This window comes from Rhodococcus sp. KRD197 (assembly GCF_017168235.1).
Lineage (GTDB): Bacteria > Actinomycetota > Actinomycetes > Mycobacteriales > Mycobacteriaceae > Rhodococcoides.
In genome coordinates this window covers 23085-38261 of sequence record NZ_JABFAO010000005.1, presented here as the reverse complement: position 1 = coordinate 38261, position 15177 = coordinate 23085, and the positions used below count along the sequence as shown (strand labels likewise).

Below are 15177 nucleotides of genomic sequence, written 5' to 3'. Positions count from 1 at the left end.
CGATCGATTATCCCGCCAGCACCCGTCCGGAGTTGGCTTTGCGTCGCGAGCCCACGCCGCGGCACACCAGATAGATGACGAACGAGATGGTGGTGACGAACGTCGAGACCGGGAGGCCGGGGGCGAGCGAGAGCAGAATGCCGCCGACGGCTGCGGTCTCGGCGAAGAGAATGGACAGCACCGTCGCCTTGAGCGGGCTCGCGGTGACGCGGGCCGCTGCAGCCGCAGGAGTGACGAGCAGAGACAGCACCAGCAGAGCGCCGACGATCTGGACGCCGAGGGCGCAGGCGACGCCGACGAGCACGGCGAACACCACGGACAGCCCGCGGACGGGGACCCCCCTGGCGAGCGCGACCTCGGGATCGGTGCTCGCGAACAGCAGCGGGCGGTAGACGACGGCGAGCACGATCAGCACCACGACGGCACAGACGAGCAGTAGTTGGATTCCGCTCTGGCCCACGCCCACGATCTGCCCGATCAGCAGCGAGAAGCTGGTTCCGGTGCGGCCCGGGTAGAGCCAGATGAACAGCACCGACAGTCCGAGCCCGAACGACATGATGACGCCGATGACGGAATCCCGGTCCCGGGCCTTGGACCCGAGCAGCGCGAACATCACCGCGGCCACCACCGAACCCACGATGGCGCCGAGGCCGACGGTGATACCGACGAGTAGCGCGGCGGAGGCGCCCGTCAGCGACAGCTCACTCGAACCGTGAACGGCGAAGGCCCACTGCCGGCTGACGATCAACGGCCCGAGCGCACCCGCGAGCAGACCGAGAATCGCGGCCGCGATCAGTGCTTGCTGCACGAAGTCGTAATTGAGCAGGTTCGCGGTGGTACTGAAATCGAACATCTTCGACAGTGCGTCGCTGACTTTGTCGTTCATGCCGGGGTGGTTCCTGTCTGTTCCGGCGTGGGTGGGTGGTGCGCGCCCGCGGACCCCAGCGCATCGATGGAATCTCCGGTGCCGACGACGATCAACCGGCCACGGACCTTCAACACCTCCACCTCGGTGCCGTACAGCTCCGAGAGCACCTCGGTTGTCATCACCGTCGCCGGTGTTCCGATGCGAAATCTCCCGTCGACGATGTACACGACGCGGTCGACGAGGGGCAGAATCGGATTGATCTCGTGGGTGACGAACAGGACAGCGGTGTCGTGCTCTCGCCGGCGCCGGTCGATCAGCTCGGAGACGAGCCGCTGATTGGCCAGGTCGAGGCTCAGCAACGGCTCGTCACACAGCAGCACCGTCGGATCCCCGACGAGTGCCTGCGCGATTCTCAGGCGCTGCTGTTCGCCACCGGACAACGAGCCGACAGGTGCTCCGGCGAAACTCTGGGCACCGACCTGATCGAGCGCGTCTTCGACGATGCGTTTGCGCTCCCGCATCCCTCGAATCCCCATGCCCCAGACATGGCCGTCCCAGCCGAGGCCCACCAGATCGCGCCCGCGTAGGGGAAGACCGTCGTCGATGCTGCGTTGTTGCGGGACGTAGCCGACGCCGGCCTGGCCGTGACGGACGGGCTCGCCGCCGATCGTGGCGGTCCCGGACGTCAGGTGGTTCTGGCCGAGCAAGACCTTGAGCAATGACGTCTTGCCCGAGCCGTTGGGGCCGAGGATTGCCACGAACTCACCGCGCTGCACGCTGAGATCGAGGTGCTGCCACAGGGTGCGCTCACCGAACGCCAAGCTGGCGTCGCGCAGTTCTACAGCAGGCATGTCCCCAGTTTTCCAGGGAGCAGCAGCTGCGCGCGAGTCAGGATGCACTCAGGGCGGCTTGCAGATCCTCCGCTGCCTGGGTCTGCCACTCGATGTAGCTCATGCCCTCGGGCAGGGTCTCGGTGACCTCGACGACGGGTACATCAGCGGCCTCGGCGGTCTGGCGGATGTCCTGGGTGACGGCATCCTGCGTCTGAACGTTGTAGACGAGAACCTGCACCGAGTTGGACGTGAACAGGTCGCGAGTGGCGGCGATCGACGCGGGGGACGGATCGTTGCCCTCCTCGATAGCGTTCTTGAAGTCCTCCGGGGTGAGGTCCTCGAGACCGGATTCCACTAGCAGGTAGTGCGCGATCGGCTCGGTCTGAGCGACAGGTGCCGCCGGGTGCTCGGCTGCGATCGCAGCGGTTACATCGGTGATGGAGTGGACCTGATCGTGGAAGGTCTCGGCATTGGCGGTGTACTGCTCGGCGTTGTCGGGATCGAGCTGACCGAGTGTCTCGGCGATGGATTCCGCGGTCGCAGCGGCAACCTCGGCGTCGTACCAGACGTGCTCGTTGACCTCGCCGTGACTGTGGTCGTCTTCTTCGAGTGCTTCTTCCTCGTGTGCTTCTTCGTCGCTGTGGCCTTCTTCGCTGTGGCCTGCTCCGGCGAGCTCGAACGCGTTGACCGTCGGTACGTTCTGGCCCTCGGCTTCGAGGATGTTTTCGATGAACTCGTCGTAGCCGCCACCGTTGTAGACCACGAGCGAGGCCTCGGCGACCATAGCGGCGTCACCCGGGGACGCCTCGTACGAGTGCGGATCGCCGGACGGGTCGTCGATGATCGACTCGACGGTGGCCATATCGCCTGCCACTGCCTCGGCGACGCTGGCCCAGACGTTCGTGGAGGCGACGATGGTGATCGGGCCGTCGACTGCTGCCGCGGGGCCCGATGTGTCGGGTGTCGTCTCGGAGTCCGAGCTGCAGGCGCTGAGCGTGAGAGCCGCCGCGCAGGACAGGCCTACGAGTGCGGTGGCTGTGCGAGGAAACTGAAGGCGTGGCTGACGCACGGGACTCTCCTGATGGTGTACGAATAGATGCAATTGGTAACGGTTACCGTTTCATTGTAGCGCCGATGCCGTTCCCGTCGAATCTGGCACGATCCGTCGATTTCCGGTGTGGCCTCGTTTGCGACTAACGTCCGGGTATGTCCAGGTCGAGGGAACCGCGACGCCCGGCAACGTTGGCGTCCATCGCCGCCGAGCTGAAAGTCTCGCGCACCACGGTGTCGAACGCGTACAACCGTCCGGACCAACTCTCACCCGAATTGCGCGAGCGCGTGCTCATGGCGGCGAAGCGTCGCGGTTATGCCGGGCCGGACCCCGTGGCGCGGTCACTGCGCACCCGCAAGGCCGGCGCGGTGGGTCTGGTGCTCACCGAGGCGCTGAGCTACTCGTTCCGCGACCCCGCCGCAATGGCGTTTCTCGCCGGACTGGCCGAATCGTGCGAGGCGGCGGGGCAGGGTCTGTTGCTCATCCCGGCAGGCCCCGATCGTGACGACACCGCAGCGGCCGCCGTCGTTCAGCAGGCCGGCGTCGATGCCTTCGTCGTCTACTCCGTCGCCGACGACGACCCTTATCTCCTGGCGGTACGCGAGCGGCACCTGCCGATCGTCATCTGCGATCAGCCACGCGGCGTGCCCGAGGCCGCACTCGTCGCAATCGATGACCGCGCTGCCATGAAAGTCCTCGCAGACCAGGTCATTGCACTCGGACACGAACACATCGCCGTGCTCTGCATGCGCCTGGGACGCGACCGCCGCGATGGCGTCGTACCCCCCGATCGGCTTCGAGACAGTCACTTCCACGTACAGCGCGAACGAATTGCGGGAGTCAAGGATTCGATGGTCGAGGCCGGGCTGGATCCGGACACACTCACCGTCGTCGAACGTTTCGAGCACACGACGAGGTCGGGTCACTCGGCGGCCGCTCAGGCATTGCAGGCCAACCGCGATACGACGGCTTTGCTGTGCACCACCGATGTCCTGGCGCTCGGCGCGCTCAACTTCGCCAAGGTGACGGGAATCGACGTACCCGGTCAGCTCACCGTCACCGGATTCGACGGCGTCGAGGACGCCATCCGCGAGAACGTCACCACCGTCCGCCAGGACGCCGAGGAAAAAGGCCGGCGAGCTGGTGCGCTACTGGTCTCCACCGCGCGATCCGGCGTGGTCGCGGCCGAATTCCTGCCCACCGAACTTGTCAAGGGACGTACTGCGGGGCCGCCGCCTCTTTCAGCATGAATGGGCCATTGCAACTGTCTAGCCGTTGCAATGGCCCATTCATGCCGAAAGGAGGGAGGAGGGTGACCCTCAGGAGCTCAGCAACGCTGCACATCGCAGCAGTCCGAGGTGGCTGTAGGCCTGCGGGTGGTTGCCGAGAGATCGCTCGGCGACGGGATCGTATTCCTCGCTGAGCAGACCGGTCGGCCCTGCTACGGCCACCAGTTGCGCGAACAGTGCCTCGGCCTCGGAGCGCTGGCCGATCAGTAGGTACGCCTCGACGAGCCATGCGGCGCACAGGTGGAATCCGCCTTCGCCGCCGGGTAGGCCGTCGTCGTGGTGGTACCGGTACACCGTCATCCCGCTGCGCAGTTCGCGCTCGGTGGCCGTCACGGTCGCGGCGAAACGCGGATCGGACGGGTCGATGAGTCCGGAGAGTCCGATGTGCAGGGTTGCGGCGTCGAGGTCGGTTCCGTCGTAGGCGGCGGTGTAGGACTGCACCTCGTCGTTCCAGCCCTGCTCGAGCACCTCGGCGCGGATCGTCGAACGCAGTGTCTCCCAAGATGGTTCGGTCTCTCGGTCGAACTTGCGCGCCAGAGTGAGGGCGCGGTCGATGGTCATCCAGCCCATCACCTTGGAGTACACGTGGTGGCGGGGGTTGCCGCGGATTTCCCAGATGCCGTGATCGGGTTCGGACCACCGACGCTCGACGGCCTCGACCATCGCGCGCACGAGTGACCAATCATCGTCGGACAGTGCTTCTTTGCCGCGCCGCCCGCGCGCACGTCGGTTGTGGGCGAGGGAGGAGATGAGGTCGACGATGGGGCCGAACACATCCAGCTGCACCTGCTGGTTGGCAGCGTTGCCGACGCGGACGGGCCGCGATCCGGCGTAACCGGGTAGTTCGTCGATGACAGCTTCCGGTGGAAGGCCGAGACCCCAGAGAGTGTAGAGCGGATGCAGTCGTTCGGGGCCCGAAACAGATTCCAGCACACCGTGAACCCAGGACAGGTAGTTCTCGGCCTCGACGGTGGATCCGACGTTCACCAGGGCGGAGGCGGTGAGGGCGGCGTCACGCAGCCAGCAGTAGCGGTAGTCCCAGTTTCGGACGCCGCCGATCTCCTCCGGCAGCGATGTGGTGGCTGCCGCCATGATCGAGCCGGAATCGGCATGGACGAGACCTCGGAGTGTCAGCGCCGATCGCTTCATCAGATCGGGCTTGAGCGGCGGCAGCGTGAGTCGGTCGGCCCAGTCTTTCCAGTAGCTTTCGGACTCGGCGCGTCGCTCCGGTTCGGGAACTGCGGATGGGCCCAAATCGTCTGCGCCGAGGCGTAATTCGAGTATCACCGGTCCCTGCGACGGATCCACCTCGGCGTGAGCAGTTTCCTGGATCCCGTCGGAGACGATGTTCCACTGCACTCCGGGGCTGCGCAGGACCATGGGGTCGGCCGTGCCGTAGATACGGATGCCGTCGGCCTCCGGTTCGAGTCGGACACGAATGTTGCCGAACTCCGGACGGGGCGCGAAGGACACGACGGCAGTCGCGGTACCGCTGATGACGCGTGTCAGCGATGTCTGGCCGCCGGGGACATCGTGGGGCAGGTAGTCCGTCACCTGCAGGCTCGACCACTTGGTCTGCACGGTCATGGTGCCGTCGACGTACCGCTGGCTCAGCGGCAGCGCAGCGCGGGTCGGTCCGACGCTGAAATGTCCGGCCTGGTCGCCGCCCAGGAGGTGGGCGAAGATCGCGGCCGAGTCGGGCTCGGGGTGGCACAGCCATGTCATGTTCGCGTCCGGGGTGACCAGGGCGACCGAGTTCGGGCTGGCGAGCATCGTCAGCCGTTCGATGGGTGGAGCATCGGCGCCGGAGAGCCACTGGCGTCGCTCTTGGAGGAGGAACGCCAGTGCCAGCGATACCTGCTCGGTGGTCTCGATTCGGAAGCCTGCGGCGCTGTCGCCGGTACCGACCTTGACCCCGATGTCGGGGCCGTGCAGCCGCGCGAAGGCCTTCTCGTCGGTGACGTCGTCGCCGAAGAAGACCGCGGCGGTCGCGCTTTCTTGGTGCCGCAGGATGTCGAGGGCCACGCCCTTGTCGGTGACGATGACGGCGAGCTCGATGACGGACTTGCCCTCGGTGACCTCGACGCCGTCACGTTGGGCGATGCCTGCGCGGATCGCGTCGAGTGCGCGCTGTGCGTCCTCGGGTGATGCGTTGCGGACGTGCAGGGCAGCGCTGGCCGGCTTGACCTCGACCGTCACTCCGTCGAGATCGGCCGCCACGGTCGACATCTCTTCCGAGATGTCGTGCAACAGCTTCTTGGCGTCGTCGTCGATGGCGTGGATGAAGCCGATGTCGAACTCGCTGCCGTGGCTGCCGACGAGCTGCACTTCGGCGGGCAGGCGAGAGAGCGTCGCCAGGTCGCGGAGGGCACGTCCGGAAATAACTGCGGCGGTGGTACTGGCGAGGTTGGCGAGGCCACGCATGGCGTGCACCGATTCGGGATGGGGAAACGCCTTCAGCGGATCGGACACGAGTGGAGCCATCGTGCCGTCGTAGTCCGAGGTGACGAGCAATCGAGGCGTCCGGGCCACACCGATGAGGGCGCGGCGAAGTTCAAGCGGCAAATCCTGTGCAGTCACGCTACGAATCTAGGCGATCCGACCGTCCTTGGCTCAATCGGACGCCGAGGCGTCAGTCGAGCGGCTTGGCTCCGCCCAGCAGAAGGTCGACTGTCAGTTCGAGTCGCGCGGCCACATCGGTGGCCGAGGACCGCCGCGTCAGCCAGGCCACCAGATTCGACAACCACACATCGCTGATGACTCGAGCGATGCTGAGCTGCAATTCTGTTGGCTCACCGTCGCTCATCGCTTTGGCGAACAGTCGGTCCATCAGCCGGCCGACCTGGTCCACCTCGGCGGCGGCGGAGGCGTCGGCGAACATGAACGCGCGGGTCATCGCCTCGGTGAGTAGTGGATCACGTTGCATGGCACGTGTGATCTGTCCCAGGATCAGGTGCATCCGCTCCTGGGGGGTCTGGCCGGGAGGCATCTTGCGCCGCGACTCGATCCGCTCGAACTCGCGGGCGAGCGCCGACACCAGCAGGTGCACCTTCGACGGGAAGTAGCGATACAGCGTTCCGACGGCGACATCGGCTCGCTCGGCGACGGCGCGCATCTGCACGGCCTCGTAGCCGCCCTTCGACGCGAGTGCGAGCGTCGAATCGAGGATTCGTTTGCGGCGTTCGCGCTGCGCGTTGGAGCTGAGGTCGTCGTCGGTGAGCACGCCGACCGAACGCAGCGGAGTCGGGGGCGGCGTCGTTGCCGGGGCTCCGTTCTTGTCGGCCGGGCCCTCAGGGCCCGATCGAGATGATGAGGTCATCGACGTTTTCCTTCGCACCTTGACTCGTGAACAGCTAGCGTATTAGAACACGTTCTAGACGGGAAAGTCATCACGAGAGCTGGGGAAATCACTGTGACACTAGCCACGAGCGAGGACCAACGCGACGTCCAGAGGTCGATCCGGTCATGGATCGCCTCGGTCGAACCGATCGGTACTCTACGCGCAGATCCGGAGTCCGGATGGCGCACACACTGGCAGGATCTTGCCGATCTGGGGGTCTTCTCCGTCGCAGTCCCGGAGTCCGCGGGCGGGGTGGGGGGCACCGTCGCCGATCTTGCCGTGATGGTGGAATCGGCCGGGTCGGGGCTGGTCGCCGGACCAGTGTGGACCAGCGCGCTGGCAGCGACCTTGGTTGGACGTGGAGTCGGACGCGGTCGCTCGGCGGAGGACCTGTGTTCCGGACGGACCCCCTGCGCAGTGGCTCTGTCCGATGCCTCGCTCGACGCCGTGCTCGATGGCGACACGATGATCGTCGACGGTGTTCTCGACGTGGTCACCGGCGGCGCCGACGGGGTGGCGGTGCTCGCGCCGATCGGCAACGACTGGTTCGTCATCCCTGCGGATACCCCAGGCACGAAAATCGAACCGATCGTCGGCATCGACGGCAGTCTGCCGATCGCTCGGATCGTGTTCGAGGCCGTCCGCATACCGCGGCACAGCGCTATCGAGGGTGTGTCGACCGAAAACGTGCACGACATCGCCGCCACGTTGGCCGCGGCCGATGCGGCCGGGATCGCCGGATGGTGCCTCGAGACAGCCGTCGCTCATGCCAAGACACGCGAGCAGTTCGGCGCCCCCATCGGGAGCTTCCAGGCCGTCAAACACCTGTGCGCGGAGATGCTGTGCCGCGTCGAGAAGATCCGCGCAGCGGCATGGGATGCGGCTGTGGCAATGGACTCCGCTCCCGACGAGTTGCCTCTCTCGGCTGCCGTTGCTGCGACCATCGCACTCGACGGTGCCGTGGACACAGCGAAAGACTGCATTCAGGTTCTCGGCGGCATCGGCTTCACCTGGGAGCACGACGCCCACCTCTACCTCCGCCGCGCATTGGCATTGCGTCAGTTGCTCGGGGGATCTTCCCGCTGGCGTGGGCGCGTCGCCGAGTTGACCCGCGCGGGGGTCCGTCGGACCTTGACCGTCGACCTCGGCGACGCCGAAAACCGCCGCGCGGAGATCCGAGCGGAGATCGGAGTGATCGCCGACGCGGAGGACTCGCGGACTGCACTCGCTGATTCGGGTTTGGCGGCGCCGCACTGGCCGTCACCGCACGGCCGCGACGCCGGAGCCGCCCTGCAGCTTCTGTACTCGCAGGAATTGCAGCGTGCCGGACTCCAGCCGCCCGATCTCGTCATCGGTGGGTGGGCCGTGCCGACGATTCTCGAGCACGGCACCGCCCGTCAGATCGAACGGTTCACGGGCCCGACCTTGCGTGGTGAGATCACCTGGTGCCAGCTGTTCAGTGAACCCGAGGCGGGCTCGGACCTGGCCTCGCTGCGCACGTCCGCGACCAGAACGGACGGTGGGTGGACGTTGCGGGGGCACAAGATCTGGACCTCCCTCGCCCGCGAAGCCGACTGGGCCATCTGCCTGGCCCGCACCAACCGAGACGCTGCCAAACACAAGGGCATCAGCTACTTCCTACTCGATATGAAATCGGCGGGCATTCGTGTCGAACCGCTCCGCGAAATGACCGGGGATGCAGTCTTCAACGAGGTGTTCCTCGACGACGTGTTCGTTCCCGACGAGTGCCTGGTCGGTGACGTCGACGGTGGGTGGAAGCTCGTCCGCACCACCCTCGCCAACGAGCGTGTCGCCATGAGCAGCGGCGGAGCCCTGGGCGCCGCCCTCGAGGAGGTGGTGACGGCCACCAGCGACAACGCGGCGGTGACCGAGCGTCTCGGCGGCCTCATCGCCGACGGACTCGTCCTGTCGGTCTTGGACCTGCGTGCGACTCTCCGAAGGCTCGGCGGGCAGGATCCCGGCGCAGAATCGAGTGTTCGCAAATTGGTGGGAGTGCGTCATCGACAGGACCTGGCGGAGTTCGCACTCGAAGCCACCGGCAGTCGAGGTGCCGCCTGGAGTCCCATCGCGAAGGAGATGCTCCTGACGAGATGTCTGTCCATTGCCGGTGGAACCACGCAAATTCTTCTGACCGTCGTCGCGGAGAGAATCCTCGGACTGCCCAGGGCGGGCTGAGGGTCGTTGCGCGGGCGGCACTGGCCAATAACGCTCCCAGGTGTTAAAAATAGAACACGTTCTACTCGTTCCCGATCGACGCACAGGCAGGTATTTGAGCGTGGACTTCACCCGAGACTCGACGCAGACAACCGTGGCCGAGATGGTCGACGGCCTCATCGCGCGCGAGCCCGCGGATCTGTGGGCAGCGCTATCCGACGCGGGCCTGTCGACGATGCTGCTGCCAGAAGCTGCCGGAGGTGATGGCCTCGGTATCCCCGAAGCGGCCGTCGTACTGACGGAATTGGCGAAGCACGCCGCGGTCGGCCCTGCACTGGCCACCATCGGCTTCGGCATCGTGCCGCTGACCGCGCTCGCCGGCCCCGAGGTGATCGCGCGTATCGCGCAGCCCGGCGCGATCCTCACTGCGGCCCTCGCTGAACCGCGCTCACCGTTTCCGCTCGACCCCGCCACCAAAGCGGTTCCCGACGGAGACCGGATGCGGGTGACCGGAACCAAGATCGCCGTCGCCTACGCCGAGCAGGCACACCGCATCCTGGTGCCGACCTCGGAGGGAGTCGTCCTCGTCGATCCAAAAGCGGACGGCGTCACCTGCACGCGGACTCCGTCGTCGACGGGGGAACCCGAATATGTCGTCGAAATGGACGACGCGCCCGGCGAATTCGTCTCCCTCGACACAGCGCGGCTGTATCGTCTCGCGGTCGCAGCCATCGGTGCCGTTGCCGACGGCCTCGCCGCCGGGGCCGCGGAACTGACGGCAACCCACCTGGCCAACCGTCACCAATTCGGTAAACCGCTCGCAACGTTCCAGGCGGTGGCGGGCGAGATCGCCGACGTCTACGTCACCGCGCGAACCCTGCATGTGGCGGCGGTGTCCGCGGTCTGGCAGGCATCACTCGAGAACGACGGAGGTGGTGGCGACGGCGATGTGCTGGCGTACTGGATCGCCGCCGAGCTTCCGGCCGCGATGCAGATGTGCCACCACCTGCACGGTGGCATCGGTGTCGATGTCACCTATCCGATGCACCGTTACTACTCCGCCGCAAAGGATCTGGCGCGACAGCTCGGCGGAGCCGCGCACCGACTCGAGATCTTGGGGGCAGCATGTTCGTCGAACTGACCGAGGCGCAGCTGACACTGCAGAAACAATTGCGGCGCTACTTCTCGGATCTCGTCAGCGAGCACGACGCCGAGGTCATGATGACCGAGCGGCACGGCGAGACCTACCGCAAGATCATCAAGAAGATGGGTAGCGACGGCTGGCTCGGTGTCGGCTGGCCGAAGGAGTTCGGTGGTCACGGATTCGGTGACGTCGAGCAATCGATCTTCGTCAACGAGGCTGCCCGAGCCGACATTCCGTTGCCCGCGGTCACACTGCAAACCGTCGGACCCACGCTGCAGAAATACGGAAACGACACGCAGAAGGCGAAATTCCTGTCCGCGATCCTGGCCGGGGACGTGCACTTTGCTATCGGCTACACCGAGCCGGAGGCCGGAACCGATCTGGCAGCCTTGAAGACCACGGCCGTCCGCGACGGCGACGAGTACATCGTCAACGGTCAGAAAATCTTCACCACCGGCGGCCACGATGCCGACTACATCTGGTTGGCGGTGCGAACCGGTGCGCCGGATTCGCGGCACCGCGGGATCTCGATGCTGATCGTCGACACCACCGACCCGGGGTACTCGTGGACGCCGATCATCACGTGCGACGGCGCCCACCATGTCAACGCGACGTACTACAATGACGTGCGCGTTCCCGTGGACATGCTGGTAGGGGAAGAGAATGCCGGGTGGCGACTGATCACCACGCAGCTCAATCACGAACGCGTCATGCTCGGGCCGGCGGGCCGAATCGCCGGTCTGCTCGTCCGGTTGCAGACGTGGGCTCGAGCGCACGGGCTGCTGGACGAACCCGATGTCCGCCGCACGCTCGGTGAGGTACACGCGACGTTCCGTATCAACGAGCTGCTCAACTGGCAGGTAGCGTCGAGTACCGCGGAAGCAGTGGACATCGCCGACGCATCGGCCACCAAAGTGTTTGCCACCGAACGTATTCAGCGGGTGGGCCGCCTCGCCGAGGAATTGATCGGGCGACATGGAAATCCCGCCGATCCCGATACTGCGGCGCTGATGGACTGGCTGGACAAGCAGGTCAAACGCAACCTGGTGATCACCTTCGGCGGTGGGGTGAACGAGGTGATGCGAGAGTTGATCGCCACCTCCGGACTCGGACTGCCCCGTGTTGTCCGATGAGCGAGGTTGTTCGATGAGTGAGGTTGTTCGATGAGCGAGTCCATCAACGAAGCGGCCGACCGCATTGCGGCACAGGGCGAGAGCGCGCGCCGCGCCGGCCGCGACCCCGTCAACCAGCCGATGATCAACAACTGGGTCGAGGCCATCGGTGACGCCAATCCCATCTACGTGGACGAGGCTGCGGCACGAGAAGCCGGACACGAAGGCGTCGTCGCACCGCCGGCGATGGCGCAGGTGTGGACGATGGGCGGGCTGCACCGCACTCGTTCGGACGACGACCCGCTCGGGCAGATCATGGCGATCCTCGACGAAGCGGGCTTCACCTCCATCGTTGCGACCAACTGCGAGCAGACCTATCACCGTTATCTGCGAGTCGGTGAGGAAGTGACGTTGACCGCGCGGCTCGAGAACGTGGTCGGCCCGAAGAAGACCGGGCTCGGCCACGGATGGTTCGTCACCACGCGGAACATCTGGTACGTCGGCGAGGAACCTGTCGCGGAGATGCTCTTCCGTGTGCTCAAGTTCGCACCGACCGTTTCGAGCGTCGCTGCAGAGGTCCCGGATCAGATTCGGCCCGTGGTCTCGCAGGAAACCGAGTTCTTCTGGGACGGAACGAAGGTGGGCGAGCTGCGCGTGCAGCGTGTCGAGGACGGTTCGCTACGGCATCCACCCATCCCTGCAATCTGGCAGGACAGGGACAAGCCCCTCGACTACGTCGTCGCGTCGGGTAGGGGCACGGTGTTCAGCTACGTGGTCCACCACGCGCCGGCGGTGCCAGGCCGATCGTTGCCGTTCGTCATCGCACTCGTGGAGTTGGAGGAAGGCGTCCGTATGCTCGGTGAACTTCGAGGGATCGAACCGGAAGAGGTGGCCATCGGGCTACCGGTCGAGGTGGACTTCGTGCGGATCGACGAAGACCTGACGCTACCTGCGTGGAAGGCCGTCGGATGAAGGGCCGCACGGCAGAACTGGCAATGGGTGATGTGGCCGTGGGCGATGTTCTGCCAGAGCTGCAGATCACCGCCGACCCGACTTTCGTCGTCTCGACGGCCTTGGCTACCAGAGACTTTCAAGATGTCCACCACGACCGCGACAAGGCCGTCGAACGCGGCTCGAAGGACATCTTCGTCAACATCCTCACCGACACCGGGCTCGTGCAGCGATTCGTCACGGACTGGGCCGGACCGAGCGTCGTTCTGAAGTCCATCGCACTGCGACTCGGTGTGCCCTGGTACGCCTACGACACGCTGACCCTGAGCGGCACCGTGTCCGCGGTGACCGGGGACGAGGTGACGGTCGACGTCGTCGGCCGCGATTCGCTCGGTGACCACATCACCGCCACGGTGAGGCTCGCATGAGCGGGCTGTCCGGGAAGGCGGCGATCGTCGGGATCGGCGCCACGGATTTCTCCAAGAACTCCGGACGCAGTGAACTCAGGCTCGCCGCCGAGGCTGTTACCGCTGCGCTCACCGACGCCGGGCTCACCCCCGCGGACGTGGACGGACTGACCTCGTTCACGATGGACACCAACACCGAGACCGCCGTCGCGCGGGCGGTGGGAATCCCCAACCTGAAATTCTTCAGTCGCATCCACTACGGGGGCGGGGCGGCGTGCGCGACGATTCAGCAGGCAGCGATGGCCGTGGCGACGGGCGTCGCCGACGTCGTCGTCGCGTATCGAGCGTTCAACGAGCGGTCGGGAGCTCGGTTCGGTCAGGTGGCATCTCATCTCGCGGCCGCGCCGACCTCGTCGGGTATCGACGCGGGATGGTCGTACCCACACGGGTTGGGCACCCCCGCGTCGTTCGTGGCAATGGTGGCTCGTCGCTACATGCACGTCTACGGCGCGACCAGCGAGGATTTCGGACGGGTGGCCGTCGCCGATCGCAAGCACGCCGCAAACAACCCGGCAGCGTTCTTCTACGGCAAACCCATCACCCTCGAGGATCATCAGAACTCGCGGTGGATCGCCGAACCGCTGCACCTGCTGGACTGCTGCCAGGAGTCCGACGGCGGCATCGCCATCGTGGTGACGTCCGCCGAACGGGCGAAGGATCTACCCAATCCGGCCGCGGTGATCACCGCAGCAGCGCAGGGGAGCGGACCGGATCAGTACATCATGACCAGCTATTACCGGGACGCGATGACGGGACTGCCGGAGATGGGGCTCGTCGCAGATCAGCTGTGGGCGCAGTCGGGGCTACGGCCCGAGGACATGCAGACGGCGGTGCTGTACGACCATTTCACCCCGTTCGTACTCATGCAGCTCGAGGAACTGGGTTTCTGCGGGCGAGGCGAGGCCAAGGACTTCGTCGCGGACGGCGCGATCGAGCTCGGTGGCAGGCTGCCGTTGAACACCCACGGTGGCCAGCTGGGGGAGGCGTACATCCACGGCATGAACGGGATTGCCGAGGGCGTTCGGCAGATTCGGGGAACCTCGGTGAATCCGGTGCCGGACGTCCAGAATGTACTGGTGACGGCGGGAACCGGTGTTCCTACATCGGGTCTGGTGCTGTCGGCCAATCGGTAGCGAGCATCGACTTCGCGGATTCGGTGACGATCTCGAACATCGCCTGCTCGGCAGCCGCGGCATCTCCGGCCTGAATCGAGGACGCGACGACTCCGTGCAGGCGGATCGCTTCGGGGTCGGCTCGATGTGGCATCAACGCGTGCCGGGTGCGTCCGGCGAGCACTTCGACGACGATGTCCGACATCGAACGAAGTAGCGGATTGCCCGACGCTGCGAGCAGGGCGCGATGAAAATCCGAGTCGTGCGCGAGGTAGGCGTCGGAGTTGGCCGCGCGCGAGGTCGCGGACATACCGATGACCGCAGCAGTCAACCGTCCGCAGTGCTCCGGGGTTGCTCGCCCGGCTGCCAACCGAGCTGCCAAAGGCTCGATGCCAGAACGTAATTCGCTGAGCGACGCCAACTGTATGGCGCGGTTGGGGCCGGCGAGCTGCCACCTGATCAGCAGCGGATCGAGCGAATTCCAGTGTGTCGAGTCGAGCACGGTGATGCCTACGCGCCGGCGGACCGTGAGCAGACCGAGCGATTCGAGTACGCGAACGACCTCGCGGACGACGGTTCGCGACACTGCGAATCGCACGGCAACGTCGTCTGCGGAGATCGTCGTCCCGGCGGGCACAGTCCCGTCCACGATGTCGCGCCCCAACGTATCGAGCACGGAATCGTGTAATTGCAGAAATGCTGCGCTTGCTTCGGCCGCCACTGCTCGATGGTCCCACGGGAGGGTGCTGCTTCGCCCCCCGAGCTTCGGTCTCATTAGTAGTACATATTCAAGATCTACTTCTTATTTGTATGATGATAAAGTACAGTGATCGAG

At 65.7% G+C, this 15177-nt stretch carries 13 protein-coding genes; 7 read left to right on the top strand and 6 right to left on the bottom strand.

Annotated elements, in window-relative coordinates:
• Positions 1 to 7: 7 nt before the first annotated feature.
• Genes J1M86_RS12205 through J1M86_RS12195 form a run of 3 tightly spaced genes read right to left on the bottom strand, consistent with a single transcriptional unit; the run spans position 8 to position 2770 of the window.
• Complete coding sequence (locus J1M86_RS12205) at positions 8 to 886, bottom strand: metal ABC transporter permease (RefSeq protein WP_075839458.1); 879 nt, start codon at positions 884 to 886, stop codon at positions 8 to 10.
• Complete coding sequence (locus J1M86_RS12200) at positions 883 to 1719, bottom strand: metal ABC transporter ATP-binding protein (RefSeq protein WP_075839459.1); 837 nt, start codon at positions 1717 to 1719, stop codon at positions 883 to 885. The genes J1M86_RS12205 and J1M86_RS12200 overlap by 4 nt, the downstream gene beginning before the upstream one ends.
• 37 nt (positions 1720 to 1756) lie before the next feature.
• A complete protein-coding gene (locus J1M86_RS12195) occupies positions 1757 to 2770 on the bottom strand; it encodes a metal ABC transporter solute-binding protein, Zn/Mn family (RefSeq protein ID WP_075839460.1) in 1014 nt (337 codons plus the stop codon).
• Positions 2771 to 2907: 137 nt separating this feature from the next.
• Here J1M86_RS12195 and J1M86_RS12190 point away from each other — a divergent pair, with 137 nt between their 5' ends.
• Positions 2908 to 4002 (top strand): LacI family DNA-binding transcriptional regulator, encoded by a 1095-nt coding sequence (locus J1M86_RS12190; protein ID WP_206510087.1) that lies wholly within the window; start codon positions 2908 to 2910, stop codon positions 4000 to 4002.
• A 69-nt stretch (positions 4003 to 4071) separates the two neighbouring features.
• On the opposite strand, the gene otsB is transcribed toward J1M86_RS12190, so the two are convergent.
• Both otsB and kstR read right to left on the bottom strand, forming a co-directional pair.
• Positions 4072 to 6621, bottom strand: coding sequence for a trehalose-phosphatase (gene otsB, locus J1M86_RS12185; RefSeq protein ID WP_206510086.1), 2550 nt, complete (start codon positions 6619 to 6621; stop codon positions 4072 to 4074).
• Between the two features lie 52 nt (positions 6622 to 6673).
• On the bottom strand, positions 6674 to 7360 hold the full coding sequence (gene kstR, locus J1M86_RS12180) for a cholesterol catabolism transcriptional regulator KstR (protein WP_230557478.1): 687 nt from the start codon (positions 7358 to 7360) through the stop codon (positions 6674 to 6676).
• 93 nt (positions 7361 to 7453) lie between these two features.
• Here kstR and J1M86_RS12175 point away from each other — a divergent pair, with 93 nt between their 5' ends.
• The 6 genes from J1M86_RS12175 (at position 7454) to J1M86_RS12150 (ending at position 14363) form a co-directional block, all read left to right on the top strand.
• Entirely contained in the window at positions 7454 to 9577 is a 2124-nt protein-coding gene (locus J1M86_RS12175) for an acyl-CoA dehydrogenase (RefSeq protein ID WP_206510085.1), read from the top strand.
• A 100-nt stretch (positions 9578 to 9677) separates the two neighbouring features.
• The gene (locus tag J1M86_RS12170) at positions 9678 to 10697 is read left to right on the top strand and encodes an acyl-CoA dehydrogenase family protein (RefSeq protein WP_307786622.1); all 1020 of its coding nucleotides are present in this window, start codon (positions 9678 to 9680) and stop codon (positions 10695 to 10697) included.
• The gene (locus tag J1M86_RS12165) at positions 10682 to 11833 is read left to right on the top strand and encodes an acyl-CoA dehydrogenase family protein (RefSeq protein WP_206510084.1); all 1152 of its coding nucleotides are present in this window, start codon (positions 10682 to 10684) and stop codon (positions 11831 to 11833) included. Before J1M86_RS12170 ends, J1M86_RS12165 begins: the two co-directional genes overlap by 16 nt.
• Before the next feature lie 30 nt (positions 11834 to 11863).
• The gene (locus tag J1M86_RS12160) at positions 11864 to 12784 is read left to right on the top strand and encodes a bifunctional MaoC family dehydratase N-terminal/OB-fold nucleic acid binding domain-containing protein (protein ID WP_075839463.1); all 921 of its coding nucleotides are present in this window, start codon (positions 11864 to 11866) and stop codon (positions 12782 to 12784) included.
• A gap of 23 nt (positions 12785 to 12807) precedes the next feature.
• Positions 12808 to 13191 carry a MaoC family dehydratase gene (locus J1M86_RS12155; RefSeq protein ID WP_075839488.1) on the top strand — a complete coding sequence of 128 codons (384 nt, stop codon included), beginning with the start codon at positions 12808 to 12810 and terminating at the stop codon, positions 13189 to 13191.
• Positions 13188 to 14363 (top strand): lipid-transfer protein, encoded by a 1176-nt coding sequence (locus tag J1M86_RS12150; RefSeq protein ID WP_206510083.1) that lies wholly within the window; start codon positions 13188 to 13190, stop codon positions 14361 to 14363. Before J1M86_RS12155 ends, J1M86_RS12150 begins: the two co-directional genes overlap by 4 nt.
• Here J1M86_RS12150 and J1M86_RS12145 read toward each other — a convergent pair.
• Entirely contained in the window at positions 14329 to 15063 is a 735-nt protein-coding gene (locus J1M86_RS12145; RefSeq protein ID WP_075839465.1) for a FadR/GntR family transcriptional regulator, read from the bottom strand. The two genes, J1M86_RS12150 and J1M86_RS12145, sit on opposite strands and share 35 nt — an antisense overlap.
• Positions 15064 to 15177 lie beyond the last annotated feature (114 nt).

Bases quoted from the DNA above. Each gene is read 5' to 3' on its own strand.
- J1M86_RS12150 (WP_206510083.1), top strand. From the start codon at position 13,188: ATGAGCGGGCTGTCCGGGAAGGCGGCGATCGTCGGGATCGGCGCCACG.
- J1M86_RS12205 (WP_075839458.1), bottom strand. From the start codon at position 886: ATGAACGACAAAGTCAGCGACGCACTGTCGAAGATGTTCGATTTCAGT.
- J1M86_RS12160 (WP_075839463.1), top strand. From the start codon at position 11,864: ATGAGCGAGTCCATCAACGAAGCGGCCGACCGCATTGCGGCACAGGGC.
- J1M86_RS12190 (WP_206510087.1), top strand. From the start codon at position 2,908: ATGTCCAGGTCGAGGGAACCGCGACGCCCGGCAACGTTGGCGTCCATC.
- J1M86_RS12165 (WP_206510084.1), top strand. From the start codon at position 10,682: ATGTTCGTCGAACTGACCGAGGCGCAGCTGACACTGCAGAAACAATTG.
- kstR (WP_230557478.1), bottom strand. From the start codon at position 7,360: ATGACCTCATCATCTCGATCGGGCCCTGAGGGCCCGGCCGACAAGAAC.
- J1M86_RS12155 (WP_075839488.1), top strand. From the start codon at position 12,808: ATGGGTGATGTGGCCGTGGGCGATGTTCTGCCAGAGCTGCAGATCACC.
- J1M86_RS12200 (WP_075839459.1), bottom strand. From the start codon at position 1,719: ATGCCTGCTGTAGAACTGCGCGACGCCAGCTTGGCGTTCGGTGAGCGC.